We start from the raw sequence: 26,783 nt of genomic DNA on the forward strand, positions 1-26,783 counted from the left end.
GCTATGATGACTTTTGCCTGTTTTTGTTATATACTGGCAATCCAATCAAACTCAATCCACCCACCACCAATACCACTACCACTTGCAACAGCCAGAGTAGCCAGCCCAATGCCAGGCCCAGGCCGGAACTGAGTTGGTAGATCGTCATGGTTTTCTGCACCAGGAAGGCATAAGCGCCAATACCACCAGGAGTGGCTGCCATAGCTAGGGTGCCGGCACATAAAACGGTCAACGCTTCTTTAAGGCCATATTGCATGGTTTCTTCCAGCATTAAAAAGCCAATATACACACTAAAGGCATATAAGGCCCAGATGGCAATGCTCAGGAATACAAAGGCCCAACGTTTTTTTAAGGCACGAATAGAGATAAATCCCTGCCAGATATGAAGACTGATTTTTCTGAATAGTGCAACCAGGTCGGAAAACCTCTTTTTCGTGAACCACATCCACAGGAAAGTTAATACCATCACGGCCAGTAAAGCCAGGCCGATGTAGAACAGTAAATTTCCGCCGTTGCCTCCCTCTTTGGCCGGGAAGAATGTAGCCAGGATATTTTGATAGAGATAGGGCTGTATGGCTAATGCGAGCAGGAAAACAGCTAAGAGGCAGATAGTATCTACCAGTCTTTCCAATATCACAGTTCCTACGAGTTTGTCCAGCGGAATTTTTTCATAACGGGTCAAAGTGCTGCAGCGCAATACTTCACCCAGACGGGGTACAGCCTGGTTAGCCAGGTAGCCGATCATCACCGCAAAAAAGGTATTGAGCTTTGTGGGCGAATATCCCAGTGTCTGAATGATCAGCCGCCAACGCACAGCCCTTAGCCAATGGCTGAGCAGGTTCACGGCAATGCCGGGGAGGATGAGCCAGTAACGGCCTTTCTCCAGCGCATGGGTAATTTGTAACCGGTCTTCAGCAGTTAAACCTTTTAAAGACCACCAAATCAAGAACACCCCCAACCCCAGGAAGAATGCATACTGGGCTACGGTGGTTAATTTTTTGGCCATTAAGGAAATGCTGACGGTTATAGTTTATTGCCCGTTTTCGGGAATATCACTTTGGGCTGGTGCGTTTTCGCTTCCTCAAAATCCATGATCGCATAAGCGATGATCACAATAATATCGCCTGCCATACCCTTACGGGCAGCAGGACCATTCAGGCAGATGGTTCCACTTGCCCTTTTACCACGAATAACGTAAGTTTCAAGTCGTTCGCCATTATTAACATTAACCACCTGAACTTTTTCATTTTCAATTAAACCTGCAGCATCCATCAGATCTTCGTCGATGGTAATGCTGCCCATATAATCCAGGTTCGCCTCTGTAAGGGTAACACGATGGATCTTGGATTTTAAAACTTCTATTTGCATAGCGGCGCAAAGGTAGTGATTTGAATTAAACTGCCTTGTATATAACACCGCCGAATATAAATTGTTGTTCCCAACTGTATCGGCTATATTAACAGGCAGTCAATCAGCGGGTTAAGCGGGAACGTGACCAGCCGGACGGGAACAGAATCGTTATCAGTACAACAATTAGCAGTAAGTTGAATTCAATGCCATTGGTTCCGCCACCTACTACAAACCAGCCATTGGGCAGGTGCACCATAAAAATGCCGGTGATCAGTATAAGAAGCGTTACAATACAGGCGGATCGGATCCATTTACCTATAACCAAACAAATCGCCGCTGCAATATGAGAGAGCTTAATGAGCCAGGCCAGGAAAATGCCTGCAGGAGCCAGGCCCGACTGATCCAGGTAAGCGCCAAAATGGGGGAGGGTGTCATTTAAAATAGCCGGGACACTGTGCATCAGTAAAATGGTACTTACGGCTATCCGCAGTAAAAAGGTGTTGGCTGGCATACAATCAGTTTTAAGGTGAACAATGGTCCTCGTAAAGCTCGCAAAAAAAAGAGCGGACAGTGGAAACCGCCCGCGATGTAATTTATAACAAAAATTACATGAGAAAACTTTAAAGCCGCCCTAGACTATTCAATAAATAATTGAAACTTTTTGCTCATTGAAATGCTACCTACCCTAAACGACTCAGCCACAAGATACAGCTGACTTGCGATGTATCGAAGGTGCTGCTGTATCTCAATTTTGGCCGGAAAAAGGCCGGGTTGGTTAGAACGGCGTCGGGCAACTCGGCGTCATTTGCAGCAAAGATCTTAAGGATAAGAATAATTCGTATTTAGCTGATCTGCTGCTGCAATTGCCTGGCTTTTTATCTCTCTCACAACAGTTCCGTTTATTTCGGCTTTGTAACTGAAGGCAATAGGACTGTGAGCTGTATTGTCTCCATTAGTGAACTGGTAACCTGCAGAAATCGCAGTAACCGGTTTACTGGTTTCTATTACAAAAACAGCACCTCCTTTCAGGTCGTCTTCGTCGAGAGAGACAACCGATTCATTCGATCTTTCCGTACCGTTTATTTTCCATACTGTGCTGTTACCGGCTGCTCCGGAACTAAAGATAAAATTCGCATAATCGTTTTGCTCTAGTCCACTAACCTGTATTGTAAATTTGGCAGATTTAATTCCGTTGAGATCAGGACTTTTATTTTTGCTGCATGCATTCAACGATAAAATTGTAAAAATGATTGGCACAAAGCCGGATAACGATTTTTTCATAATGTAGGATTTGTTTTTTTAATTGAAATCTAGTGGGTTGTTCATGCTAAAAGGATCACCATAAAGCCGGGCTGACAAGACATTTACCCGTTTGCTGTCATGTTTTCTATAAACGGTTCGTCTATGTATTCAGTGCCATCTGTTGTTTTTATTTTAAAACGTATCCGCCGGTAGCCATTATCAGAATTGCTTTCATAAGACTCATTTTTTAAATTTTTAACCTCAAACGTTGTATTGTAATTGTCCGTATAAAGTTGCTTTTTTGTAATGATAATTTTAAAATCCTTAGGTTGAAACTTGGCCGTATACAACCCAGTCCTTATCTTTTGAGCAACTGGTAAACATTATTACAGTTAATAAAGCTGCCAACATACGATGGATTAAAAGTTGTTTCATAGTATCATGTTTAGTTATTAATGATGTGAAATTAGTGATCATGGAAGCCGCTTTGTCCAAAAATCAATGAACCACGTAAAACGGCCTATATATGCACGAAAACAAAGCACGTAGATGGTAGTAGGTAAAAAAGCCCGTTAGTATACATTAAATGGTAATTGATGCAATCTATGTACTGTTGTGCTTTTTAACGATTTTTGATGTAATGAAACGGCTGTTATTTCATGTTCTTTTCTGGCTGGTCTATTTTGCCTTGCGTGGCTTTATAGAGTATCTCTGGCTACACGGTAGTTTAAAGGGGTTTTCTGAAAGCGACTATGTGTTTGCGGCCTGGCTGGCTGCTTTTTTGAGGGATTGCCGGAACTGTTCTATGCCTATTATTTATGTTACCGGGTATGGCCGCGGGTGGAAAAAGGAGGACTTGCCCGTTGGTGGATATTGGCTGAGGCCCTGGTTATTTTGCTATCAGCCATATACCTGGTGCGTGTTATTTTTTATTATATCGTATCGGACCAAATATTCAAGGGCCTGTTTCCAACGTCAGAACATTTTGAGTTTCGGAGGTTTATGGTCATTTTGTTCAACTTTATTGCTACATCCGGACTGATGATCGCTGTTAAGTCGATCCGGCAGCAACTGGAGTTAAAAGAAAAGCAAAAGAATCTCGTAAGAGAAAAACTGGAAACCGAACTTAAAATGTTGAAGAGCCAGGTGAATCCCCACTTTCTGTTTAATACATTGAATAATATTTACGGACTGTCTATTAAAAAATCAGATAAGACGCCTGAGGCGGTGATGAAGCTATCAGAACTTCTTCATTTTACTTTGTACAGGGCCGGTGCTGCAACCATTGCTCTCGAAGAAGAATTGCGGATCATCAAAGATTATATCAGTCTCGAAAAACTCCGTTACGATGAGCGGCTTGAAGTGCGCTGGGAGCAGGATATCGATAATCCGCAACATGCCATTACACCTTTGATCCTGCTGCCACTTATTGAAAATGCATTTAAGCATGGCGCAGGCAACAGCCGTTTCAGCTCCTTTATCCGTGCTAAGATCAGGCTGGAAAACGGTACTTTATTTTTCAGTATTGCTAATTCTTTTGAAAAGAATGAGCAAAAGTTAGTCCAAAAGGACAGAATTGGTTTGCACAATACCCGCAGGCAGCTGGAGTTGACGTATAAAGAATATGAGCTGGATATTTATCAAAAAGAACAGGTGTTTTCGGTTGAACTGACCATTAATTTAAATAGCTATGGAACAGCTTAAATGTATTATAGTAGAAGATGAGCCCATCGCGGCCGAGATTCTGGAAAATTATATAGCCCAGGTGCCGTTTTTAAACCTGGTGGATAAGGTTACCGATGCTATTTATGCATTAGAGCTCTTGCAGAAAACATCCGTTGATGTGATGTTCCTCGATATTCATTTACCCGGCTTAAAGGGATTGGACCTGTTGAAAATACTGAGGAAGCAGCCGCAAGTGATCCTGACCACTGCCTACCGGGAGTATGCTTTGGATGGTTATGACCTGGCTGTCGTAGATTATCTTCTGAAGCCTATACAGTTTAATCGATTCCTGGCGGCTGTAAATAAGCTAGCCTTGCCAGGTATAAAATCCATTGTAGAGAATCCTGTGGAAAAGGAGCAGCCTGTTAGGCGACATATTTTTGTGAATATTAATAAGAAAAATATCAGGATCTACCTGGATGAGATCGTTTATATAGAAAGCCAGCGGGAGTATATCAAAATTGTTACAGAAAGGCAGCCTTACCTGGTTAAATATCAATTGACCGATTTTGAAATACTGCTTGGTTCTGTTGATTTTATAAGGGTACATCGTTCCTTTATTGTTTCCAAGCCCCGGATAAGGGCCTATACTGCTACGGAGATTGAGATGGAAGCAGGCGCGATTCCCATTGGGAGGAACTTTAAGGAGCTCGTGTTCAAGGCCCTGGAAAACCCTATTTCCTAATTTTGAGACATATTTAATAAATACCCTGTATTTGCCATTTATCTTTATTGTAAATTCGCGAAGCATTTAAAGGATCAATTTTAGATATGAAGAAATATTTTTTACTGGCAGGATTTGTTATTTCGTCTGGATGGGCAATGGCACAAAGCGGCAGGCTGATCGCAGAAAAATCGGGTAAAGGGGCAGTGTTGGTACACCAGGTGCAGGCAAAAGAGGGGCTGTATTCTATCAGTCGGGTGTATAACGTAAAAGTAGCTGATATCGCTGCTGCTAATGGATTTGATAAAGACAAAGGCCTCTCGATTGGCCAGAAGATAAAAATCCCCCTAACTGCTGAGAATCTTTCTCAGAAAAAGGGAAGACACCCGTGTATTATGAAGTATCGGCTAAAGAAACATTATCCAGCATTAGCAGCCGTTTTAATAAAGTGGCCGTAAAGGATCTGAGGAGCTGGAACAAAATTGACGGCGACGCTGTGGGGAAGGAGAAGCGTATTATTGTGGGATATTTTGATGGAGCTGCGCCTGTTGCAGCTGCGGAAAAAGAAACAGATCAAAAAGCTAACACTACTAAAACCAATACCAAAATCATTGGTCAGGCTTTGGTAAAAGGCACCAGTATAAACATCCGTAAAGGTCCGGCAACAGACCAGAATGTTGTGGGAACCGCACAGCAAAATGATGTACTGGAAATTCTAAAAAAGTAGATGATGAGTGGGCATGGGTGCGTACTAAAGATGGGATAGAGGGTTTTGCGGCTTCCCAGTTTTTAGAACCGATAGAAAAGAAGGCGGAAGCTAAACCTTCACGTTCTACTGCAAAACCGATTGGTACTGCTACCGTTTCGGGAACGAATATTAATATTCGCAAAGGACCTGCCACTGACCAGGAAGTGGTGGGCGTAGCACAGCAGGATGAAACTGTAGATATTATTAAAAAAGTGAATAGCGAATGGACCTCGATCCGTACCAAAGAAGGGGTAGAGGGATTCGTTGCTTCTCAGTTTTTAGCTTCAGGCGATAAAAAGACATTGACTAAATCAGAAGTTCCTGCAGTAGCCAAAGCTATCGGCAAGGCTACCGTTTCCGGTACGAACATTAATATCCGTAAAGGAGCTGCCACCGACCAGGAAGTGGTAGGCGTGGCGCAGCAGGATGAAGAAGTGGATGTACTTAAAAACGTAAATAGCGAGTGGACTTCCATTCGCACCAAAGATGGGGTAGAAGGATTTGTAGCTTCCCGGTTTTTAGTAGCTGGCAGCAAGAAGGCCGAGCCTGCCAAAGTTGTTGCGGCTACAAAAACTGCAACAGCTTACGGCACCCGTGTCAATATTCGCAAAGGCCCCGCCACCGACCAGGAAGTGGTAGGCATGGCGCAGGCAGAGGAAGTACTGACTTATATCCGAAAGGTAGATAACGATTGGTCAGAAGTGCGCAATGCTGATGGCTCTGTAACTGGTTTCGTAGCAACCAGGTTTTTATCATTTGACGGGAAGCCTTCAGTTGCTTCGGTAGAAGCGGAGGCTTTGGCTAAAACCCATGCAGAGGAAGCAAGAAAAGCAGCAGCAGAATCCGCCGCTACAGAAAGCGCACTGGCAGAGGCAAAGAAGAAAGAAGAAGATCAGAAAGCGGAGAGCCTTGTATCGGAGAAAATAACGGCAAAGAACGATGCGGAAACAATTGCACCTGATGAAGCCGGTTATTTTAAAACAGATTATCTCAAGATGGTGAACCCTAATCTTGCGTATGAAAAAACTTTAGCTTCCGGTATTTTTAAAACGGATCGTGGCTGGAATGATGGTAAATACTATTTACTGATGGATAATGCTGCTCCGGGCAGCCTGGTAAAATTGACCAATCCGGCTAACAACAAAGTGGTATATGCCAAAGTACTGGGTAAAATGAAAGGTATCCAATACAGCGAAGGATTTGATATCCGTATCAGCGAAGCCGCTGCTCAGAAACTACAGTTAGGCAGCTCCGATAAGTTTAACGTAATGGTGACCTATTAATAAATTGGCGACAGGTTTAGAGCCTGTTTAAATATCGCCAACGTCTTTCCATGATATAATACTGGTGTGCTCATTTATAGGTTCGGTTTTTGCGCCGCCGTAAATGAGCATACTTTGTGAATGGAGGCGATTGTTTTTTTGCCAATAGCGAATACCAGAAAACATAGATGGTATAGTGGCTTTGGCTGCTTTTATTTCAATGGCTAAAGTCTGTCCATCCTTCTCATATACCAGGTCTATTTCATTACCAGCGCTATCCCTGAAATAATACATCCCTTCTGATATGCCCTGGTTAAAATTGTTCTTTTTATTTCGCTAATGATCCAATTTTCAAACAATGCGCCATAAGCATTATGCTTTTTCAGGTTGGTAATATTGGATATGCCTAATAGCCTGGATAATAGTCCTGTATCATGAAAGTACAATTTGGGGCTTTTAAGTATACGCTTATTTAAATTGTTATGCCAGGGCTGTAGTAAAAAGATAATATAGCTGCTTTCCAGCACTCCCAGCCAGGACAGGATCGTTTTAGTATCTACCCCAACCTGTTTGGCCAACTCTTCCCTGTTCAAGATCTGGCCGGCATAATTGGCGCACAAAAATAAAAAACGGTTAAATGCCGCCAGGTTATTAATGTTTTTCAGCAAACGAACATCGCGCTGCACATAGGTCTGAATGTAGCTGTTCATCCATATTTCAGGTTTCAGCCTTTCCTGCCATATTTCGGGATAACCGCCGGTAAGAATATGTTTTGCAAAATCATTTTCATCAAGCTGCGCCTCCTTTAATTCGGCATAGCTCAGAGGTAATAATGAAATATAACCGGCGCGACCTGCAAGCGATTGGGATATCTGCTCCTGTAACAAAAAATTGTTAGAACCGGTTAGTATAAACTGACCGCGTTTGGTATTTTTATCCAGGATTACCTGTAGGTAGCGAAGCAGTTCAGGAATGCGCTGTACTTCATCAAGTATTGCACCGTTTTTATATTGGTTCAAAAACTTTTCAATATCCTGTAGCGCTTCCCGTTCAACAGCCGGGCTTTCGAAGTTGATATACGCTTTATCAGGACATAAGAGCCTGCTTAAAGTGGTTTTTCCACTTTGCCGGGGACCCGTTATGCACAGCGCTCTGAATTGAGTCAGAGATTCTTTTGCTGATCGTAAGATTGCTCTTTCAATCATTAGATTCCATTTTTGCAAAAATATGTAAAAATGGAGTTGGATTCTATTTTTGCAAGAAATTGTAAAAATGGAGTGAGATTCCATTTTTACAGGAATGCCTTTTTAGATGTCATTGAGATGAATCCTAATTGAACGGATTTAGAACCTATAGCCTCTTAAAAAGTCTTGGATCAGCATTCGTTTTTTACCTTCCAGTTGAATTTCAAGCAGGCTGATCCATCCATCAGAGCAGGCTAGGTGCAGATAGGCTTTTCCGTCTGTGTCGAACTCACCTGGTGTTGAACCTGGTGGGAGATTGGTTTTTTCGGCACGATAGATCTTTAACTTTTTTCCTTTTAAAAAGGTAAACGCTGCAGGGTAGGGCGAAAGTCCGCGTATCAGGTTATACACTTCTTCGGCGCTTTGAGCCGTATTGATCTCGCAGGTTTCTGTAAATATTTTGGGTGCATGGTGTAAGGTGGCGTTGGTTGATAACAACTGCGGCATCTCCTTTAGACTGTCATCGGCCAGGCCTTTCACTGTTTTTAATAATAGCGCTGCACCAATATGCATCATGGTGTCGTGTACGGTACCAGCCGTATCAGTTTCCCTGATCGGAAAACTTTCCTGTAGCAATATATCGCCGGTATCTATTTCATGTTGAAGTTTGAAGGTGGTAACACCGGTTTCCTTTTCACCATTGATAACAGCCCAGTTAATAGGCGCTGCACCGCGGTATTGTGGCAGCAGGGAGCCATGCAGGTTGATGGTGCCCAGCGGTGGCATATTCCATACTACTTCGGGGAGCATACGAAATGCCACACAAATCTGCAGGTCGGCTTTTAATGCTCTTAATTCTTCTAAAAAAGCAGGATTTTTCAGCTTTTCAGGTTGAAGCACAGGGAGGTTTTGGCTGATGGCATATTTTTTACGGCACTTTGCTGCAGTTCCATACCCCGTCCGGCCGGTTTGTCGGGCGCAGTAATAACTGCCACTATAGTACATCCGGCTTTTACCAAGGCATCCAGGCTGGTTACTGCAAATTCGGGCGTACCCATATAGATAATACGAAGGTCTTTGTAATGATCCACACTCATGGGCGCGAATATCGTTAGCTTTTTCCACAAAAAACAGGTAGCAAACTAAAAAGGCCTACCTTCGGCCGCAGAGATTACCGGCTTCTGATACAGTTTTGTGTTGAATATTGTACCAGGTACACGTGTGCGACGCCCGCCAGAGCGAACGGGCAGGCAACGATGACGAGTAATAATTAAAAGCTGGCTTAAAAAATAACAAACTAGAAAAAATGCAACAAGTAAAAAAAGGTGATAAAGTAAAAGTGCATTATCACGGTAAGTTAACTACAGGTGAAACATTTGATAGCTCTGAAGGGCGCGAGCCGCTGGAGTTTGAGGTAGGTAGTGGTATGGTGATCAAAGGATTTGATGATGGCGTTACAGGTATGGAAGTGGGTGAGAAAAAGACGATCAATATACCTGTGGAAGAAGCGTATGGTCCTAAAAACGACGAAATGCTGATCGACATGCCAAAGGATCGTTTCCCGGAAGACATGCAGCTGGAGGTTGGAATGCCACTCGTTATGAGCGATCCCAGCGGGCAGCAATTTCAGGTAGTTGTTACAGAAATTAAAGAGGATGCGGTAACTCTTGATGGTAACCATCCGCTGGCAGGTAAAGACCTTATTTTCGACCTCGAACTGGTAGGTATTGAAGCTAAACCTTCTTTAATTATAACTCCCTAATTCGTAGTATTGTATATATAATTTCCCCAGGGTATATTTGACGATACTTTGGGGTTTTTTATGGTTTGATTTATTGGTTTCTTTATGCTGCAACCCTTAAATTTGCATAGAGCCTGAAAAGTACCTATAACAGATAAAATAATATTGAATGATCAGTGACTATGACTTTAGTGTTGCGAACCGCTTTCTGAAATACGTTACCGTAGATACGCAAAGTGACCCTAATGCGGACCGTTTTCCATCTACAGAAAAGCAAAAGGACTTGAGCAGGATATTGGTGGATGAGTTACAGCAGATGGGTGTGGCAGATGCACACCTGGATGAGCATGGTTATGTGTATGCAACCATCCCGGCCACTACTGATAAGAAGGTTCCGGTATTATGTTTCTGTAGTCACGTTGACACTGCGCCCGATTGTTCAGGCACTGGTGTAAAACCTATTGTTCATAAAGATTTTGACGGAAAGGATATTGTATTGCCTGATGATCCAACACAGGTCATCTCTATCAGGCAGCATTCGTACCTGAAGAAACGCATTGGCGATGATATCATAACAGCTTCCGGAACCACTTTGCTGGGAGCAGATGATAAAGCTGGTGTAGCCATTATTATGGACCTTGCTAATTACCTGGTTAACCATCCCGAAGTAAAGCATGGCGATATTAAAATATTGTTTACACCCGATGAAGAAGTGGGACGAGGTGTAGAGAAAGTAGACCTGGCAAAGCTGGGCGCAGATTTTGGCTATACGCTCGATGGTGGTAAACGCGGAACTTATACGGATGAAACCTTTAGTGCTAATGGCGTTACTGTTACTTTTTACGGCATCAGCGCCCACCCTGGTTATGCCAAAGGGAAGCTGGTTAATGCAATGAAGGTAGCAGGTACTTTTTAGACCTGATGCCTAAGGATTCTTTTAGCCCGGAGAATACGGAAGACCGTGAAGGTTTTGTACATCCGGTTCAAATGGAAGGGACCGTAGAAAAAGCAGTCGTTCATTTTATCATCCGCGATTTTGATACTTCGATGCTGAAGCTTCATGAAAAGAGATTGGAGCAATTTGCCAAACAGGCTACGGGCCGCTACGATGGTTCCACTTACACTTTTGAAAGCAGAGAGCAATACCGCAACATGAAAGATGTGTTGAAAGATTATCCGCAGATCGGTGAGTTTGTAAAGGAAGCCATGAAGCGTAGTGAGGTTGATTTCAGGCAGGATAGCGCCCGCGGGGGAACTGACGGATCCCGCTTATCCTTTATGGGTTTGCCTTGCCCGGATATTTTTACCGGCGAAATGGCTTTTCATAGCAAACAGGAGTATGTAAGCGTGCAGGATATGCAGAAGTCGGTTGAAGTGCTGGTAAACCTGGTACAGGTGTGGGAGGAGAAAGGAGCGGCCGTTACTGCATAGTATGAATTATTGTATATAAATTTATCGGGGCAACCTGATAAAGTCAATATGGTTGTTGTTCTTATTGATCGCTTGAATCAAATATTTCTTTCTTTTTCATAAAAAACAAAACACTATGGAATTTTTAAGTTACTGGTGGGTAGTTCTTATACTCATCGTTGTGTTCAGCGGCCTGTTCACCATCAACCAGGGGTATATAGGCGTTATCACTATGTTTGGAAAATACCAGCGTATTGCCCGTCCGGGACTACGTTTTAAAATTCCATTTATAGAGCAATTATTTAAAAGAGTTTCTACGCAAAACCGATCGGTTGAGTTGGAGTTTCAGGCTGTAACCCAAGATCAGGCAAATGTTTACTTTAAGGCCATGTTGTTGTATATGGTACAGAACTCAGATGAAGAAACCATTAAAAAGGTGGCTTTTAAATTTATTAGTGATCGCGACCTGATGCAGGCTTTGATCAAAACCATTGAAGGGAATGTACGTTCTTTTGTGGCTACTAAAAAGCAGGCAGAGGTATTAGGCTTGCGTCGCGAGATTGTACAATATGTAAAAGTTGAAATTGATCAAACCCTGGAGGAGTGGGGTTTCCACCTGCAGGATCTGCAGATCAACGATATTACATTTGATAAAATGATCCTGGACTCTATGAGTAAGGTGGTAGCCAGTAATAACCTGAAAGCTGCTGCTGAAAATGAAGGTCAGGCTTTATTAATCACTAAAACCAAGTCGGCAGAGGCAGAAGGAAACGCTATTAAAATCAGTGCCGAGGCAGAACGTGAGGCTGCACGCTTACGTGGACAGGGTATTGCGCTGTTTAGAGAAGAAGTTGCAAAAGGTATGTCCTCAGCAGCCGAAGAGTTAAGAGACAGGCCAACCTGGATACCAACTTTATTTTGTTTAGTATGTGGACAGAAGCGATCAAAAATTTTGCAGAATTTGGAAAAGGCAATGTGATCTTTTTAGATGGAAGTACGGAGGGTATGGAAAAAACGATGAAACAATTTCAGGGTTTGATGTTGAGACAGGCTGGAACAAGCGACGATTTTAATAAATCTCAAAATCAATAAACTTTAAGGGTGTTTGTATTTAATTTTTCATTAGATTTGCCACCCCAAAACAGGCTGCCCGAGTGGCGAAATTGGTAGACGCACTGTGTTCAGGTCGCAGCGTTCGCAAGGATGTGCTGGTTCGAATCCAGTCTCGGGCACAATTAAAGGTTATAAATCATTGATTTATAACCTTTTTTGTTTTCTGTCATCTTCGTTTTTAGTCAGTTTTTACCGCTTACTCCCACATTTATTGACTAAAAAAGACTTACAAAATGACTGACATTTCAATTCGGCTGAAACGCAAGCCTGTAAAGCATTTGAATTTGTTTTCCCCAAAGATCGTCGGCGATTTTTTGACGTGCCTGGGTTGGATTCCAACTGGCACACACATTTTTCAATTTCCTCAGCGAGGGGCTTTCGAAGAGTGTATTAACAGAATTTTCTTAATACTGTGCAACAGGAAATTCAAACCGGAATACTGCTTGATACATGATTTTATTGTAGCCTTCCGTGTTTTTAGGATAGAGAAAAATTAGACACGAATGTTTTAATTTTAAACTGTCAGATTTAGTGAGACGCAGATTGCGTCGATTTTAAAGCAATATGATGGTGGCCGCGAGCCCGTGGAGCTGTGCCGTGAATATGGCATTAGCAAGGCAACATTATACAACTGGCGTAAGAAATACGCTGGAATGGATTCTACTCACATCAAAGAACTTAACGCGCTTCAGGATGAGAATCGCCGCCTCAAGCAGATGTATGCAGAACTTATGTTAGATCATCAATTGGCTAAACATATAATCAAAAAAAGTTATAAAGCCCTGCCAAAAGCGAGATTTAGTGGAATGTATCGTTAAAGAACAATCCGCCAGTATTGGCAGGGCTTGCCGGGTGATTCATTTGCAACGCTCTTTGTGGTATTATCGAAGTTCTAAGGACGATAGTGCTATTATCGGCAAGCTCAGCTCTTTGGCAGAGCGTTTTCCAACACGGGGTTTTGATAAGTACTATGCGATCATCCGCATAGAAGGAAACAAATGGGCCAGAAGCCGTGTGCTGCGCGTATATCGTGAGATGAACCTGTGCAGGCGCAGAAGGCATAAGAAAAGGCTTCCCTCACGAATCAAAGAACCGCTTCAAAAGCAATTACTGCCCAACCAAAGTTACAGTATGGATTTTATATCCGATAGCCTGGTTAGTGGTCATAAGTTACGAATATTTAAAGTAGTGGATGACTGTACCCTGGAATCTCTGGCTGTGTGGTGCGATTATACTATCACCGGGCGGAAAGTAACTGAGATACCGGAGCACATCATTGCCGAAAGAGGAAGGCCTAATCAAATAGGAGTGGATAATGAGCCAGAGTTTACCGGTAAGGTTTTCAGTGAATGATGCCGCGACCGATCAATAATTATTAAATACATACAACCTGGCAAGCCGATGCAAAATGCTTACATAGAAAGATTAAACAGAACGTACAGAGAAGACGTGCTGGATAAGCATTTGTTTGAATCATTAGAAGAACTCGGGATACTCAGCGATGAGTGGCAGTATGGCTACAACCACCTAATGCCGCATCAATCACTAAACAACCAAACTCCCGCAATGGCCAATCGGGCGGCCCTGTCGGGGGCACTTCATTTAAAACATATGACTGAACGGCAACAGCACATCCCTGGTCAACAATTTAACCAACAGTCAAATATTTTAAATGAAGCAACTACAAATCGTCTAACTTAGACCTGTCCTAATAATGATAAGGCTTCAGGAGGATCTCATTCATGTAAATCGAAAAAATATGATTACTCATAAAAGGAGGGATGGGTTTGTAGGTCAACGTATGATTACGTTACCGCCCCAGTTACTGAAAAATGCCATTAAACAAAATCCTCTATTAGTGCAACTTTATATTACCCAGATAGGATATTTTCCCAAGGCTTCTTTTCATTACAGGGAACGGAGAAATGGTTGTTCAGATAATATCTTATTTTATTGCCAGCAAGGGAAAGGATGGTATGTTCTGGGAAAGGATTTATACGAGGTAAAGGCGAATGAATATGCTATTCTGCCAGCGGGGTCTCAATATATGCGATATGGAGCGGATGAGCAAGATCCATGGACAATACATTGGGTACATTTCAGCGGCTCTCTCGTAGAAGAATTAAACCGGCTTTTTGCTATTACAAATTCGAGAGGTGCAAAGCCCATCCCCTTTGATGAGAAGCGAATAGAAACTTGGAAAACCATGTACCGGAGCCTGGAAATGGGGTATACTATTCCCAATATATGTAATGCCAATTTCTTGTTATATCAATTCATTGCCAGCTTTCTTTTTCGGAGCTTAATTTTTCTGGGTCTCCTGATGTGTTGTCCACAAAAGACGCATTGGTTAATGATACTATAGGAGATATGAAACGGCACCTCAACCAAATGCTTACAGTTTCGGAAATGGCAGCAAGGCAATCCATATCAGCCTCTTATCTTACGCAGATCTTTAAAGCTGCAACCGGTAGGTCGCCGATGGATTACTTCATTCAATTGAAAATGCAGGTGGCCTGCAAACTTTTGCACAATAGCAACATGAAGATAAAAAACGTAGCCCTGGAAATAGGTTATCAGGATCCTTATTATTTTTCCCGGATTTTTAAAAAATATATGACGGTTTCTCCTGAGCTATACCGGGAAATTGGCTGGAAAGAGATGGGATTGGAGGAGTAGCAAATTCAGCCAACCTCTACTGTTATCATCTTTATTCAATTTTTAAATGGTGTAGCATTGCCTGTGCTCCTGCCATACACTGTATCGGCGTTTGCCCCACCATTTGTAGTTCATTCCTAGCAACCTATGCAATTTAAATGATCACCTCCCATTCTCATTCTGTATCCTCGTATTGTCCATTAAGTAGGCTGGCAACGTTATCAGGTATGATAAAAGTGGGTTAAAGTCTATTGAATGGCCAGTGCTTCCCCGGTTTATAAATGTCATTCTGGCAAAAAAAGTAGAATATTGTATGTGAATAGTAAGAAAGTCCATGGAAAAATGGATTTTTCAAAAATATAACAAGCCTTCCCTTATTTAAAAGCCTTGTTTTGGGTGTGCCCCCATCCCTTTTAAAAGTATCTGATTATCCATCTAAAATGATGGTTGTACTATTTCTTTTGCCCTGTCATTAGAATTACTTTGTAGCTGCTTAAATTGAATACTAACTTCTAACGATTATCTAAATGATTGCATTAAACAATGTCTTCAAGGTGTTGAAGATGGCTATGGTATTGACTTTTTCGTTGGGTGTATTACCGGCACTCTGCCAAAAAAGATCGCTGTTGTTGGTACCGTAACAGATTCATCCCGTGCTCCCCTGGCAAATGTGAGTATAACTGTTCAGGGAACGAATACCGGTTCTCAAACGGACAACAACGGTCGTTTTGTTATAGATGCTGTGGCCGGAAGCACACTTGTTTTTTCTGCGATCTCCTATAACGATTACCTGTACAAGGTTCCAGAGCCAGCCGTATCCAATATTAGCATTGTCTTACTTCAAAAGATCATTTCTGCTGATGATGAAGTGATCGTAACAGCTTATGGAAAAAAGGTTAGAAGAGAATCGATTACAGGATCAGTTTCTACCATCAAACCGGATCAGTTGAGAACTCCCGCATCCAATCTCACGGCAGCGCTTGCCGGGCAGGTGGCTGGTGTTATTGGATTTCAAAGTAGTGGACAACCGGGTTTTGACAATGCGGATTTTTTTGTGAGAGGCGTAACTACATTCGGGTTCCGGCAAAACCCCTGATCCTGATCGATAATATTGAATTAACCACCGATGATCTGGCCCGGTTACAGGTAGATGATATAGCTGAATTTTCCATATTAAAAGATGCCAGTGCAACAGCTTTATATGGTTCACGGGGAGCGAACGGTGTAATATTGGTTACAACCAAGCGGGGTAAAACAGGTAAGCCTAAGTATAACGTTCGCTATGATAATTCTGTAAATACGCCTACGCAGACGCTGAAGTTTGCTGATCCTATTACTTATATGAATTTATACAATGAGGCGCAACTTACGCGTAATCCTTACCAGGTACCTGAGTTCAGTGCCGATAAAATTTACTTTAGCCAACGTACTTTAGCAGGAGCTCCCGATGGAAACCCTTATGTATACCCTGCGGTAGATTGGTTGGATCTGATGTTTCGTAAATATTCGAAAACCCAAAAGGTAAATGCCAGCGTATCGGGGGGAGTGAATCAACCCAATATAATGTTTCCGGATCGTATAGCCAGGATAATGGTTTGCTGCGTGAAAGCGACCAGAATATATTTGAAGGGGTATCAAGTTCAGGAATTACCAGTTACGATCCAATGTAGATATTAAACTTACACGAACCACAAATTTAAGCGTAGACCTCTGGGGCACATTTAATGATTACCAGGGACCGATTACCAGCGATGCAAGTGGTTTTGCTACCGATTTGTATTACATGGCCACTCACAGTAGTCCCGTGCTTTTCCCTGCTTATTTTGAACCAGATAGCGCGAATTTATTTACCAAACATATGTTATTTGGTAATTTCAATGGAAGCTCACCTGATAGGGGCGGAGAAAATTTTTACCCGCAGAAGGAGTAGGATATCCTAACCCATTCGCACAAATGATGCGTGGGTATAGAAACCGCAACAGCTCTCGTGTAAGCGCTACAGTGCGGTTAAGCCAGAATCTGGATATGATTGCAAAAGGTCTGAGTTTTAGCGGCTTTTTTCTACGAACCGCTTTGCACAGGTACAGTATACCATGACCTATAATCCTTTTTATTATACGGTAAATACTTACGATAGGGCCACGAATGAATACACTTTGTTTTGGTTGAATAACAGGGCCGGTTTGCCTTTTGGAGGAGGTGCTGCTTCAGGATCGAATACAGTTCCCACCGAATATCTAGCTATATCAGCGGGCGACAGGGCTTCCAGTTCTTTTATACAAATGCAGGGCATAGTGAGTTATGATCGCATTTTCGGTGATCACAACGTAAATGGCTCGCTGGTAGTAAACCGGCAACAAAACCTAAACCCGGGTACGGTAAACAATTTTGCACAGATCTTACCCAACAGGAACCTTACCTATGCCGGTAGCGCCCGCTATGGCTTCCGTAATAAATACAACCTTCAGTTCGATTTTGGATATAATGGCTCTGAAAGATTTGATCCTTCACACCGCTTCGGTTTTTTCCCCAGTATTTCGGCGGGTTGGGTCATTAATAAAGAACAATTCTGGGAAAACAGCTCCATCAGTTCCATTATAACCATGCTGAAATTACGGGGTAGCTATGGTTTGGCGGGTAATGATGACATCAGTTCACAAAGATTCTTTTATATCTCTAATGTAAACCTGGAAAATACTGGTGCCGGCGCTTCATTTGGTACCAATAACGCGTACGGCAGACCCGGAGTAACGATTAATAATTATCCGAACCCCGAAATTTCCTGGGAGATCAGTAAGATAAGCAACTATGCTATTGAATTTACTTTGTTCAATTCCCTGGATTTTATAGGAGAATACTGGACCCGGAAGACCAGGGATATTTTACAGGGACGACAAATACCTAATAGTATGGGACTGGAAGCCGGCCTGAGCAGTAACCTGGGTGATGCTACGTCAAGAGGCATGGATCTTACATTAAACTATAGGAAATTATTTGGAAAAGATCTGAGCATCAGCCTGATGTCTAACGGGACTTATGCCGCCGGTAAATATGATTATTTTGAAGAGCCTGATTATGGTAATGAATATTGGAGAAGGCGTACGGGCCAATATATTGGCCAGCGCTGGGGTTATATTGCCGAGCGGCTATTTGTGGATGATAAAGAAGCAGCGGCATCACCCACGCAAATATTTGGTACATCAGGCCTGGGAGCAAGGGGTGGTGATATCAAGTACAGGGACGTTAATAGCGATGGCATCATTAACAGCGCAGACCAGGTGCCTATCGGGCTTCCCAGTAGCCCGCAAGTAACCTACGGGTTCGGCGTAACCATTAATTATAAAAACATTGACCTGGGATTGCGGTTTACAGGCCAAGCCAGGGCAACGCTTTATATGTATCCCGAAGTGATCAGTCCTTTCGTACGTGATTTTGCCGTACAGGATGGTAGCAATATAGTAGGAGCGCCAACACAGATATTAAGCCAGTTTGCAGACGATCACTGGTCAGAAAATAATCAAAACCTTTATGCGCTTTATCCCCGCCTGGGTACTGCCAGGAATGAAATTGCCAATAACCTCGAGTCCAGTACCTGGTGGTTACGCAGTGGTAATCTGTTAAGATTAAAATTTGCAGAGCTGGGATATACACTTCCGGAAAGGTGGTTGAAAAAAGTCTCCTTTAGAAATGCACGGATATATTTCAGCGGAACCAACCTGCTACGCTTCAGCAGCTTTAAATTATGGGAGCCTGAGTTATCGCTTAGTAACAGCAGCAGCAGGCCGTTCAGCGCGTTCAATTACCCCTTGTTAAGATCCTTCAACTTAGGCATCAATATTCAATTATAAACACCAAAGCCATATAATATGAAAAAGAATTATTTATTTGTTTTTTTAGTTCTGGTCCAGCTTTGTTTTGGTGTTGCAGGGTGCAAAAATACCTGGATGTGGTACCGCCCAATGTGGGCACGCTTGATTATGCCTTCAGGAACCGGAACGAGGCAGAAAAATACCTTTTCACTTGCTACAACACCCTGCAGCGACGCAGTGATGTGTTTAGCGACCCCTGGTTTTGTTCCGGCGGAGAATTTGTTTTACCGCAGGAATACCTCGGCGCTATTGGTTACTCAGTCCCGGGCCTGCAGCTTATTAAAGGCAATGTACTCAATAAAGATAATCCCATATTGAACTACTGGGATGGTGCAGGTTACTATGATGCCATCCGGCGTTGTAATACTTTCCTGGAAAACGTAGATCAGCCCGTAGATCTTACCCCTGCAGAAAAAGAAAGGTGGATAGCTGAAGTGAAATTCTTAAAAGCTTACTATCATTTTTTCCTGGTAAAGCAGTATGGTCCTATTCCTATTGTTCGCAATAACCTGCCCATAACCGCACCTACCGAAGCTACCCGTCAAAAAAGAGACCCTGTGGATTCAGTACTCAATTATGTGGTGCAACTGCTGGACGAAGCTGCTCCCAACCTGCCCGTGCAAATCGGCAATATGGAGCAGGAACTGGGACGCATGACACAGGTTATTGCCAAATCCTTAAAAGCAGAGGCTTTGGTAGCAAAAGCCAGCCCTCTTTTTAACGGCAACCCGGATTATGCCGACTTTAAAAATAAAGATGGGTCTCTGCTCTTTTCTGCTACTGTAAACAACAATTTATGGGCAGACGCCGCACAAGCTTGTAAGGAAGCCATTGATTTGGCAGAATCCATCGGGCTGGGCATCTATACATTTATTATTCCGCCGAGCGTACCGCTTCCGCTTACAGATTCGTTGAAAAGAGAAATGAATTTCAGGGGCGCTATTACCGAAGAGTGGGATAAAAATAAAGAACTGGTATGGGCACTCAATGGTAGTTTCGGCTATCAACAGCAAATGCACCCTAAAGTAGTAGCTTCTTCTCAAAATCCAAGAGGCATGAATACGATAGCTAATCCATTTGCCATTACCGATTTGTTTTATACCAATAATGGGGTGCCTATTACCGAGGACCGTACCTGGGATTATTCCGGTAGGTTTGACTTGCAAAACGGAAACGCAGCACACCAGTATTACCTGCAACCCAACTATCAAACTATCAAAAATAATTTTAACCGGGAGGTTCGTTACTATGCCAGTTTTGGTTTTGATGGGAGTAAATGGGTAGGTAATAATATTTTAACCAATAACATTAGCACTTTGTTAAGTGTACAAGGCAAAGGAAGTTTGAGCATTTCGGGGGTTGCAAGCAGGGAGTCTGGCAATATATTCGGTATCTGGCCTAAGAAATTATGTAACTGGCGAACGGTTGTTCCTAATACGAATTCTGGCATATCCATCGTATCCTATCGTATGCCTCTTATGCGCATGGCCGACCTTTATCTTTTGTATGCCGAATGTTTGAATGAAGCTAGCGGCCCTTCGGAAGATGTGTTCAGGTATATAGATGTAGTGCGTGCACGTACCGGATTAAAAGGCGTAGTGGAATCATGGGGTAATTATTCGAATAATCCGGCAAAACCATTAAATAAGGCAGGGCTACGGCAGATCATACACCAGGAGCGCCGCATTGAGCTTTGTATGGAAGGTAAGGCAGGCTGGGACCTGAGAAGATGGAAAGAGTTTATTGAAGCGGCATCTGCGCCGGTACAGGGCTGGAGCATAGACCAGACAACGGGGAATCTATACTACCAGCTGATCACCTACTATGTTCCGTCTATCTCAATAAAAGATTACCTGTGGCCTGTTTCCTTATCGGAAATGCTGCTGAACTCGAACCTGGTTCAGACGCCGTACTGGTAATCACGGTATTTAATAAGTAATACAAAGGGAAAGAGTTTTATCACCCTATTCATTTATAGAAAATAACAATATGATACAGATAAAAAATATCCATACTTGTTTTTTATTGCAGTGATCACTATGCTGATCGTACTTGTTTCCTGTAGCGATAAAAATGAGTTTATCGAAATGATATCGCAGGATAATACAAAACCTGATCCTGTTAAAAATTACAGGGTTATTAATTTTAACGGGGAGCATATATTATATACGATCTGCCAAAATCGGATAATATCCTCTACGTAAAAGCAAATTATTACTTAGGTGAGGGTACAGACCGGCCGGTAGAAACCCGTTCCAGTTATTTTTCTGATACGACAACCCTAGAGGGATTTGCAAAAACAAAAGAATATGAGGTGAAGTTAACCGTAGTGAGCAGGGCAAATGTGGAGTCTGATCCTGTAATAATAAAAATACATCCGCTAACACCTGTTTACCAATTGGTAGCCTCCAACCTAACCATGACACCCGATTTTGCGGGAGTGAGGGTTCAGTCTAAGAACGAGATGAAAAAAATGTAGGCATCGTTTTTATGGATGACGCCCTGGGGGCCTACAGCATCCGGTTGCAGAGCTTTTCTGACTTACAGGCTATTTCTTTCCCGGTACGGGGTTACGATACTATTCCCAAGGTTTATGCCGCCTATGTCACCGATAAATGGGGCAATCGTTCGGATACCATCCGCTCAACCGTTAAGCCATTATACGAAAAGAAATTAGATCCTAAGAGATTTAGTCCTTTTGCATTGGCAGGTAACGAAACACCAATATTAGGAGGTTACCCTCTTACAAATTTGTTTGATGCTGATGCAGCCGGTAATCCTAATCTCGGTAGTTTCTGGCATACAGGAGACCCTGCCCAAACAGGGGGCACGCTTCCGCAATGGGGTACATTCTCGTTAGGTACTTATGCAAAACTGAGCCGGATTAAAGTGACGCCTAGAGATTTTAATATATTTATCCATAACAACCCCAAACTTTTTCTATATGGGGTTCTGCTTCTGAAAGACCCGGACCCTTCACCCCCCGGCGTATGCTGATGAGGGTACGCGGTTAGGTGAATCAGGAGAATGGGAAAACCTGGGCAATTATGCAATGAACGATCCGGTCTCTGGTGCTGCAAGAAGCGCAGCTACTGCGGGTGATTTGGCAGAAGCCCGAAAGGGACAGGATTTTGATATCCGTTTCGACGCACCCAAAGTACGATATATCCGTTTTGTGGTATCAACCAATATGAGTAACGGGGTTATCATTAATGCGGCGGATATTTCTTTTTGGGGTGATGAACGATAGCTAAAGTTGCTATTGTTTGTTATACAAATTATATGACACTATAAAAAAATAAAAATGAACTTCAGGTACGCATGCTTTATAGTTTTGCTCTTGTTTACCGCCGGCTGTGAAAAGGATCAGTATAAATACAAAGAGTTTATCAATAATACAGAAGTTGTATATGCAGGATTGGCTGAAAATTTTGTAGCCAGGAGCGGGCGGTTGCGGGTTCAACTGGAATGGACAAAGAGTATTGACCCCAAGGTAGTTTCCTATATTATTTACTGGAACAATAACCGGGATTCAGCTACGATACAGGCTTCGGCCATTCAGGCAGAGGGGGTATATAAATACCTTGTGCCCGGGCTTCCGGAATATACGCAGGCATTTAAAATAATTACTGTAAATGATCGGGGTACAGGTCCATTGGTCAGGACCTTAACGGTGTACGAGTTTTTGGACCTTTCTATAACTCGTCACTGATCAACCAGCGGTTAAACTCAAGGCGTTTTTTGGAACAGATTCAGTACGCCTGTACTTTTCAAAACTGGACAGCACTCGAGTCTTTTCAAAAGTGTGGTACTATAAAATCGACAATACGCTGGATAGTGTTACTTTTTCGAAGGATTCGGTAACCCTAAAATCGTTTATGCCGGGAACCAAACCGGCGATCCAATCGTACTTTAAACCGGTTACGACAGCTATCGATACGTTTAAGACATTACAAGCCGATAGTTTGCTAGCTTTTTAAATAATAATGATGTAGTAGAATAAAGAGCAAAATTTAGCATCAACTATTTTCAGAATGATAAAAAAAGTGCCATCCGATGTAGTATTTTGAAATTGCTGCAACTGAAATGCCACGCAAAAATTTTTAAGAATCAATACAATAAATGCATTATTCGTCATCAATCATTAACTCTATACCTATACTCAATCATTTCATTAAACTAATTATTAAGATGGTACTAAAAAAATCATTGTTTTATTCTTGCTTATTGGTAACCTGGCAGCTTACTCACAACCTAAAAGTATTACAAACGAAACCGCTGAACATAAGGCTGCGCGAATGAAATGGTTTACCGATGCCCGCTTTGGCATGTTTATTCATTGGGGCCTGTATGCCTTACCTGGCCGGCATGAGTGGGTAAAGCACCGTGAACGTTTTACAACCGAGCAGTATCAGAAGTATTTCAATTATTTTAATCCTGATTTGTTTGATCCAAAAAAATGGGCTAAGGAAGCAAAAGCTGCAGGTATGAAATATGCCGTGCTTACCACGAAACATCATGAAGGATTTTGCTTATTCGATTCAAAATACACCAGCTATAAGTCAACTAATACGCCTGCAAAAAGAGACCTAGTAAAAGAATTTGTAGCGGCATTCCGGGCTGAGGGTATTAAAATAGGATTTTATTATTCATTGATCGACTGGCATCACCCTGACTTCACTATTGACCGTTTACACCCGCAAAGAGAGCGTAACAAAGACGAATGGTCTGAGAAGGAAAAACGCGATACGGCGTACTACACAAATCTGAACAAAGGAAAAGATATGAGCCGGTATCGAAAATATCTGAAAGACCAGGTTACGGAACTGTTGACGAATTATGGTAAAATTGATATTTTGTGGATGGATTTTTCTTATCCAGGGGCCCAGGGTAAAGGCAGAAACGATTGGGCATCAACCGATCTTTTAAAAACTGTAAAAAAGCTGCAACCGAATATTATCATTAATAACCGGTTGGACTTAAATGACTATACAGATGGCTTTGATTTTGAAACGCCAGAACAAGTGAAGCCAACAGCGCTTTTAGAATTCAAAGGAAAGTATTGGGAAACCTGCCAGACATTTTCAGGCTCATGGGGTTATTACAGGGATGAGCATAGCTGGAAAACCCAACGGCAATTATTGGATCTGCTGATCACTTCTGTTGCAAATGGAGGCAATCTTATACTTAACGTGGGCCCTACTGCTCGTGGAGAATTTGATTATCGAGCGAATAAGGCATTAGACAGTTTATCTTACTGGATGCATGCAAATAGTAAGTCAATATATAATTGTACTTATCCGCCTGATCAATTTACCTTGCCTGCGGAGATGAACACACGCCTGACTTATAACCCCAATACCGGCAGGCTTTATGTACATTTATTTAGTTACCCATCAAATGGCAAATTGGTTTTACCGGGATATAAGGACAAAATAAAATATGCGCAATTGCTCAACGATGCATCTGAAGTAGAATATACTGTTGTAGGGTCTGACATTGAACTTAAGTTACCCAAGGAAAAGCAACCATATGAGGTTCCTGTTATCGAATTCATCACAAAGTGAGCCATTGTATCTTCCTTAAGCTTCAAATTTTATGTAGAATATATAAAAGACAGGAATTAAACGATGACACGCTATTACAAACCAGAATTGGATGTACTCAGTTTTTTTGCATTTGTTTTTTTTGTACATCGTTTAGATTTGGCACCTATAGACAAAAGTGAATATTATTGGGAGTATTAATTTAGGACGTAGATCTTATGGTATCTCTGTTTTTTATATTACAATCTACTGGTTGGGAATCGTTATTGCATTCATTGCAACAGTAACATTGGCGACGTTGTCTTATCATTTTTTTGAACGACCACAGTAATCCCATTTCTTTTTCACTTAGCATATCACATGTTTTAAATTTAATTGATCTGGTAAAGGTGCCATTACCGCCAACCTTTAGGCAACCCTGACCGTATCGTTTTACGACACGGTTGGGTTTTATGAATCTGTTGCATCTAGCTTTGTCTGGATTATTTGATTTGTGAACCAGAAAATGTGTGTTATGACCATCAAAGATGCAAAAGCAATTGACATGGTGCGCTACCTGTCAACTATAGGACATGAGCCGTCAAAGATCAGGGGAGATGACTATTGGTTTTACTCCCCGTTCAGAACCGAACATACACCATCTTTCAAAGTAAACCGTAAGCTTAATAAATGGTTTGATTTTGAAGAAGGAAAGGGTGCCAGCCTGATCGATTTGCTGCTGGCACTTGAAGATACATCCATCCCTGAAATGCTTGCCAGGTTGGAGCGCTTTCAATTACCTGTCGCTACCAGAACGACTCCCCTGAAAAGGTCAATGGAATTGAGATCACCGATACCCGTGCACTATCTTACCGTGCGCTTATTAATTATTGTTACAGCCGCAGAATTTCCTGTTAAATTGCCAATCAATATCTGTGTGAAGCAGACTAAACCAACGGGGCTAAATCCTACTACGCTTTAGGATATAAAAACGATGCCTGCGGCTTCGAATTACCCAGCCCTTATTTTAAAGGAAGCAGCAGCCCGAAAGCACCGACAACTTTTAAAAATCAGGCAGCATCTTTGGCAGTTTTTGAAGGCTTCTTCTACTTCTTTTCCTACCGGACTATTTATTCCGGACCGGACATTCCAGTGCGGGATTTTTTAATACTCAATTCCACATCATTTTTCAACAATCGCCTGCCATTTATGCAGATCTATTTTAGGGTTCATTTTTTAAATACTGGTTGAAGATTTTACGGAGAAGTTTTCTAATGGTTTAATTTCTTAAATTCTAAAATGCTCTCTATAGGTCCATCATTCAAATTAATAAGGGTAGTTGGGGAAATTCCCATCTTTGTGATGGGAGGCGGTAGATAGTGGCAAAAAAGTGTATACTGATTTCTGACTGAATGATGATAGATAAAATTCGCAACTGATTTGTAAGCAATATTTAAGGTGTCCAGTCTCGGGCACATAATTAAGGTTGTAAGTAATTGACTTACAACCTTTTTGTTATATCCTGTGTCAAAAACGTGTCGTTTTTTTTACGCTTGCTACCACTATTTACAACACATAAATGACACGGGAAATGACATATAAAATTTTTAAGAACACTGCTGGCACACTTCTGAGCCAGAATGAGTCATCTGCATTCAGGTTGACACATGGGATGATACATAAAAAAGCCAATTCAAATCAGCCAAAATCGATACAACAGTTTGCCCTGCAATCTTCAGGATCGATCATTAAATCATCAGTTTTAAAATTATCTATCAGAGAACGCCATCGATTTAAACCTTCGCCAATTAAATCAACAATAGCGTTGGAAAATTGTTACAGCCGTAATAAAAAATTATTTTCATCCTTTTTGCACAATCTCGTTCTCTCGTCCACGGAAGCAAACTGTAACTTACCAACCGGCATATTCATTGCTCTATCCTATTTTATCAGCATTTAGATTAGCTATGATAATTTGTAAAAGCTTTCAAATGTGGCGCAATACCTTCGCCAGGCGAACACTTAGAAGTGGTGAATCAGGCTTCTGTGCGTGTGTTTGACTTAAGAGCTACTGCTATACGGCTAACTTTATGACGGTATTTTACTTTCTTGTTTTTATTTAAAGTAGGCATAATTGGTGAAGATAATCTATAAAGCGTTCCATGCCCACTAAGACCATTTTGATTTTAGAAGATGATAAAGACGTTCAGACTCTTTTAGAAATAATTTTGGACAAGAATTACTATACGATCGTAAAGTTTTCGAATATCCGGGAATGTGAAGATTAGGTTT

Annotated in this window: 33 protein-coding genes, 1 tRNA gene and 3 pseudogenes; 28 read left to right on the forward strand and 9 right to left on the reverse strand. The window is 42.0% G+C overall.

What is annotated here, in order from left to right:
* Nucleotide 1: 1 nt before the first annotated feature.
* The 5 genes from MKP07_RS24525 to MKP07_RS24545 form a co-directional block, all read right to left on the reverse strand.
* A complete protein-coding gene (locus tag MKP07_RS24525) occupies nucleotides 2-1,006 on the reverse strand; it encodes a lysylphosphatidylglycerol synthase transmembrane domain-containing protein (RefSeq protein ID WP_240849674.1) in 1,005 nt (334 codons plus the stop codon).
* A gap of 17 nt (nucleotides 1,007-1,023) precedes the next feature.
* Nucleotides 1,024-1,416, reverse strand: a complete 393-nt coding sequence (gene panD, locus MKP07_RS24530) for an aspartate 1-decarboxylase (RefSeq protein WP_317235887.1) — start codon at nucleotides 1,414-1,416, stop codon at nucleotides 1,024-1,026.
* 55 nt (nucleotides 1,417-1,471) lie between these two features.
* A complete protein-coding gene (locus MKP07_RS24535) occupies nucleotides 1,472-1,861 on the reverse strand; it encodes a DoxX family protein (RefSeq protein WP_240849675.1) in 390 nt (129 codons plus the stop codon).
* Nucleotides 1,862-2,169: 308 nt separating this feature from the next.
* The gene (locus tag MKP07_RS24540) at nucleotides 2,170-2,631 is read right to left on the reverse strand and encodes a hypothetical protein (protein ID WP_240849676.1); all 462 of its coding nucleotides are present in this window, start codon (nucleotides 2,629-2,631) and stop codon (nucleotides 2,170-2,172) included.
* An 83-nt stretch (nucleotides 2,632-2,714) separates the two neighbouring features.
* Entirely contained in the window at nucleotides 2,715-2,942 is a 228-nt protein-coding gene (locus MKP07_RS24545) for a hypothetical protein (protein WP_240849677.1), read from the reverse strand.
* 439 nt (nucleotides 2,943-3,381) lie between these two features.
* Here MKP07_RS24545 and MKP07_RS24550 point away from each other — a divergent pair, with 439 nt between their 5' ends.
* The 5 genes from MKP07_RS24550 to MKP07_RS24570 all read left to right on the forward strand — a co-directional run bounded on the left by MKP07_RS24550 (nucleotide 3,382) and on the right by MKP07_RS24570 (nucleotide 7,012).
* The gene (locus MKP07_RS24550) at nucleotides 3,382-4,296 is read left to right on the forward strand and encodes a sensor histidine kinase (RefSeq protein ID WP_240849678.1); all 915 of its coding nucleotides are present in this window, start codon (nucleotides 3,382-3,384) and stop codon (nucleotides 4,294-4,296) included.
* Nucleotides 4,283-5,002, forward strand: a complete 720-nt coding sequence (locus MKP07_RS24555; RefSeq protein ID WP_240849679.1) for a LytR/AlgR family response regulator transcription factor — start codon at nucleotides 4,283-4,285, stop codon at nucleotides 5,000-5,002. The genes MKP07_RS24550 and MKP07_RS24555 overlap by 14 nt, the downstream gene beginning before the upstream one ends.
* An 86-nt stretch (nucleotides 5,003-5,088) precedes the next feature.
* Nucleotides 5,089-5,439 (forward strand): LysM peptidoglycan-binding domain-containing protein, encoded by a 351-nt coding sequence (locus tag MKP07_RS24560; protein WP_240849681.1) that lies wholly within the window; start codon nucleotides 5,089-5,091, stop codon nucleotides 5,437-5,439.
* Nucleotides 5,430-5,708, forward strand: a complete 279-nt coding sequence (locus tag MKP07_RS24565; protein ID WP_240849682.1) for an SH3 domain-containing protein — start codon at nucleotides 5,430-5,432, stop codon at nucleotides 5,706-5,708. Before MKP07_RS24560 ends, MKP07_RS24565 begins: the two co-directional genes overlap by 10 nt.
* 17 nt (nucleotides 5,709-5,725) lie before the next feature.
* Complete coding sequence (locus MKP07_RS24570) at nucleotides 5,726-7,012, forward strand: SH3 domain-containing protein (protein WP_240849684.1); 1,287 nt, start codon at nucleotides 5,726-5,728, stop codon at nucleotides 7,010-7,012.
* A gap of 27 nt (nucleotides 7,013-7,039) precedes the next feature.
* Here MKP07_RS24570 and MKP07_RS24575 read toward each other — a convergent pair whose 3' ends face one another.
* The 4 genes from MKP07_RS24575 to MKP07_RS24590 all read right to left on the reverse strand — a co-directional run bounded on the left by MKP07_RS24575 (nucleotide 7,040) and on the right by MKP07_RS24590 (nucleotide 9,302).
* A complete protein-coding gene (locus MKP07_RS24575; protein WP_240849685.1) occupies nucleotides 7,040-7,285 on the reverse strand; it encodes a DUF4143 domain-containing protein in 246 nt (81 codons plus the stop codon).
* Nucleotides 7,249-8,196, reverse strand: coding sequence for an ATP-binding protein (locus MKP07_RS24580; protein ID WP_240849687.1), 948 nt, complete (start codon nucleotides 8,194-8,196; stop codon nucleotides 7,249-7,251). Before MKP07_RS24580 ends, MKP07_RS24575 begins: the two co-directional genes overlap by 37 nt.
* Before the next feature lie 138 nt (nucleotides 8,197-8,334).
* The gene (fmt, locus tag MKP07_RS24585; RefSeq protein ID WP_240849688.1) at nucleotides 8,335-9,075 is read right to left on the reverse strand and encodes a methionyl-tRNA formyltransferase; all 741 of its coding nucleotides are present in this window, start codon (nucleotides 9,073-9,075) and stop codon (nucleotides 8,335-8,337) included.
* Entirely contained in the window at nucleotides 9,054-9,302 is a 249-nt protein-coding gene (locus tag MKP07_RS24590) for a hypothetical protein (RefSeq protein WP_240849690.1), read from the reverse strand. Before MKP07_RS24590 ends, fmt begins: the two co-directional genes overlap by 22 nt.
* A gap of 179 nt (nucleotides 9,303-9,481) precedes the next feature.
* Here MKP07_RS24590 and MKP07_RS24595 point away from each other — a divergent pair, with 179 nt between their 5' ends.
* From MKP07_RS24595 to MKP07_RS24705, 23 genes and pseudogenes are all read left to right on the forward strand, one after another.
* Nucleotides 9,482-9,937, forward strand: coding sequence for an FKBP-type peptidyl-prolyl cis-trans isomerase (locus tag MKP07_RS24595; RefSeq protein ID WP_240849691.1), 456 nt, complete (start codon nucleotides 9,482-9,484; stop codon nucleotides 9,935-9,937).
* Between the two features lie 148 nt (nucleotides 9,938-10,085).
* Nucleotides 10,086-10,832 carry a tripeptide aminopeptidase PepT gene (gene pepT / locus MKP07_RS24600; RefSeq protein WP_240849692.1) on the forward strand — a complete coding sequence of 249 codons (747 nt, stop codon included), beginning with the start codon at nucleotides 10,086-10,088 and terminating at the stop codon, nucleotides 10,830-10,832.
* A 5-nt stretch (nucleotides 10,833-10,837) separates the two neighbouring features.
* On the forward strand, nucleotides 10,838-11,347 hold the full coding sequence (locus MKP07_RS24605) for a zinc-binding metallopeptidase family protein (protein WP_240849693.1): 510 nt from the start codon (nucleotides 10,838-10,840) through the stop codon (nucleotides 11,345-11,347).
* 115 nt (nucleotides 11,348-11,462) lie between these two features.
* Nucleotides 11,463-12,305 carry an SPFH domain-containing protein gene (locus MKP07_RS24610; protein WP_240849694.1) on the forward strand — a complete coding sequence of 281 codons (843 nt, stop codon included), beginning with the start codon at nucleotides 11,463-11,465 and terminating at the stop codon, nucleotides 12,303-12,305.
* A gap of 169 nt (nucleotides 12,306-12,474) precedes the next feature.
* A tRNA-Leu gene (locus MKP07_RS24615) sits at nucleotides 12,475-12,558 on the forward strand.
* A 417-nt stretch (nucleotides 12,559-12,975) separates the two neighbouring features.
* Nucleotides 12,976-13,257, forward strand: a pseudogene (locus MKP07_RS24620) (transposase); the annotation flags it as partial.
* A complete protein-coding gene (locus MKP07_RS24625) occupies nucleotides 13,241-13,792 on the forward strand; it encodes a hypothetical protein (protein WP_240849696.1) in 552 nt (183 codons plus the stop codon). The pseudogene MKP07_RS24620 and the gene MKP07_RS24625, both read left to right, overlap by 17 nt.
* 21 nt (nucleotides 13,793-13,813) lie before the next feature.
* On the forward strand, nucleotides 13,814-14,140 hold the full coding sequence (locus tag MKP07_RS24630) for an integrase core domain-containing protein (RefSeq protein WP_317236093.1): 327 nt from the start codon (nucleotides 13,814-13,816) through the stop codon (nucleotides 14,138-14,140).
* 58 nt (nucleotides 14,141-14,198) lie between these two features.
* Nucleotides 14,199-14,804: an AraC family ligand binding domain-containing protein gene (locus tag MKP07_RS24635; RefSeq protein WP_240849698.1), complete on the forward strand. Its 606-nt coding sequence runs from the start codon at nucleotides 14,199-14,201 to the stop codon at nucleotides 14,802-14,804.
* A gap of 5 nt (nucleotides 14,805-14,809) precedes the next feature.
* Complete coding sequence (locus MKP07_RS24640; RefSeq protein ID WP_262919907.1) at nucleotides 14,810-15,118, forward strand: helix-turn-helix domain-containing protein; 309 nt, start codon at nucleotides 14,810-14,812, stop codon at nucleotides 15,116-15,118.
* Nucleotides 15,119-15,767: 649 nt separating this feature from the next.
* Complete coding sequence (locus MKP07_RS24645) at nucleotides 15,768-16,193, forward strand: carboxypeptidase-like regulatory domain-containing protein (RefSeq protein WP_240849701.1); 426 nt, start codon at nucleotides 15,768-15,770, stop codon at nucleotides 16,191-16,193.
* Between the two features lie 35 nt (nucleotides 16,194-16,228).
* A pseudogene (locus MKP07_RS24650) lies at nucleotides 16,229-16,300 on the forward strand (hypothetical protein); the annotation flags it as partial.
* Nucleotides 16,301-16,327: 27 nt separating this feature from the next.
* Nucleotides 16,328-16,774 carry a hypothetical protein gene (locus MKP07_RS24655; RefSeq protein ID WP_240849703.1) on the forward strand — a complete coding sequence of 149 codons (447 nt, stop codon included), beginning with the start codon at nucleotides 16,328-16,330 and terminating at the stop codon, nucleotides 16,772-16,774.
* A gap of 416 nt (nucleotides 16,775-17,190) precedes the next feature.
* Complete coding sequence (locus tag MKP07_RS24660) at nucleotides 17,191-18,945, forward strand: SusC/RagA family TonB-linked outer membrane protein (RefSeq protein ID WP_240849704.1); 1,755 nt, start codon at nucleotides 17,191-17,193, stop codon at nucleotides 18,943-18,945.
* Nucleotides 18,946-19,043: 98 nt separating this feature from the next.
* A complete protein-coding gene (locus tag MKP07_RS24665; RefSeq protein ID WP_240849706.1) occupies nucleotides 19,044-20,885 on the forward strand; it encodes a RagB/SusD family nutrient uptake outer membrane protein in 1,842 nt (613 codons plus the stop codon).
* 96 nt (nucleotides 20,886-20,981) lie between these two features.
* On the forward strand, nucleotides 20,982-21,170 hold the full coding sequence (locus MKP07_RS24670) for a hypothetical protein (RefSeq protein WP_240849707.1): 189 nt from the start codon (nucleotides 20,982-20,984) through the stop codon (nucleotides 21,168-21,170).
* A complete protein-coding gene (locus MKP07_RS24675) occupies nucleotides 21,158-21,445 on the forward strand; it encodes a DUF4959 domain-containing protein (protein WP_240851048.1) in 288 nt (95 codons plus the stop codon). Before MKP07_RS24670 ends, MKP07_RS24675 begins: the two co-directional genes overlap by 13 nt.
* Nucleotides 21,446-21,456: 11 nt before the next feature.
* Entirely contained in the window at nucleotides 21,457-21,963 is a 507-nt protein-coding gene (locus MKP07_RS24680; protein WP_240849709.1) for a DUF5126 domain-containing protein, read from the forward strand.
* A 37-nt stretch (nucleotides 21,964-22,000) separates the two neighbouring features.
* Nucleotides 22,001-22,216: pseudogene (locus tag MKP07_RS24685) on the forward strand (DUF5000 domain-containing lipoprotein); the annotation flags it as partial.
* A 54-nt stretch (nucleotides 22,217-22,270) separates the two neighbouring features.
* The gene (locus MKP07_RS24690) at nucleotides 22,271-22,678 is read left to right on the forward strand and encodes a DUF4998 domain-containing protein (protein WP_240849712.1); all 408 of its coding nucleotides are present in this window, start codon (nucleotides 22,271-22,273) and stop codon (nucleotides 22,676-22,678) included.
* Nucleotides 22,679-22,769: 91 nt separating this feature from the next.
* Nucleotides 22,770-22,946 (forward strand): DUF4998 domain-containing protein, encoded by a 177-nt coding sequence (locus MKP07_RS24695; RefSeq protein ID WP_240849714.1) that lies wholly within the window; start codon nucleotides 22,770-22,772, stop codon nucleotides 22,944-22,946.
* Between the two features lie 240 nt (nucleotides 22,947-23,186).
* Nucleotides 23,187-24,533 carry an alpha-L-fucosidase gene (locus tag MKP07_RS24700; protein WP_240849715.1) on the forward strand — a complete coding sequence of 449 codons (1,347 nt, stop codon included), beginning with the start codon at nucleotides 23,187-23,189 and terminating at the stop codon, nucleotides 24,531-24,533.
* A gap of 493 nt (nucleotides 24,534-25,026) precedes the next feature.
* Nucleotides 25,027-25,473: a CHC2 zinc finger domain-containing protein gene (locus MKP07_RS24705; RefSeq protein ID WP_240849716.1), complete on the forward strand. Its 447-nt coding sequence runs from the start codon at nucleotides 25,027-25,029 to the stop codon at nucleotides 25,471-25,473.
* Nucleotides 25,474-26,783: the final 1,310 nt, after the last annotated feature.

Source organism: Paraniabella hibiscisoli (assembly GCF_022512515.1).
Taxonomy (GTDB): Bacteria; Bacteroidota; Bacteroidia; order Chitinophagales; family Chitinophagaceae; genus Niabella; species Niabella hibiscisoli.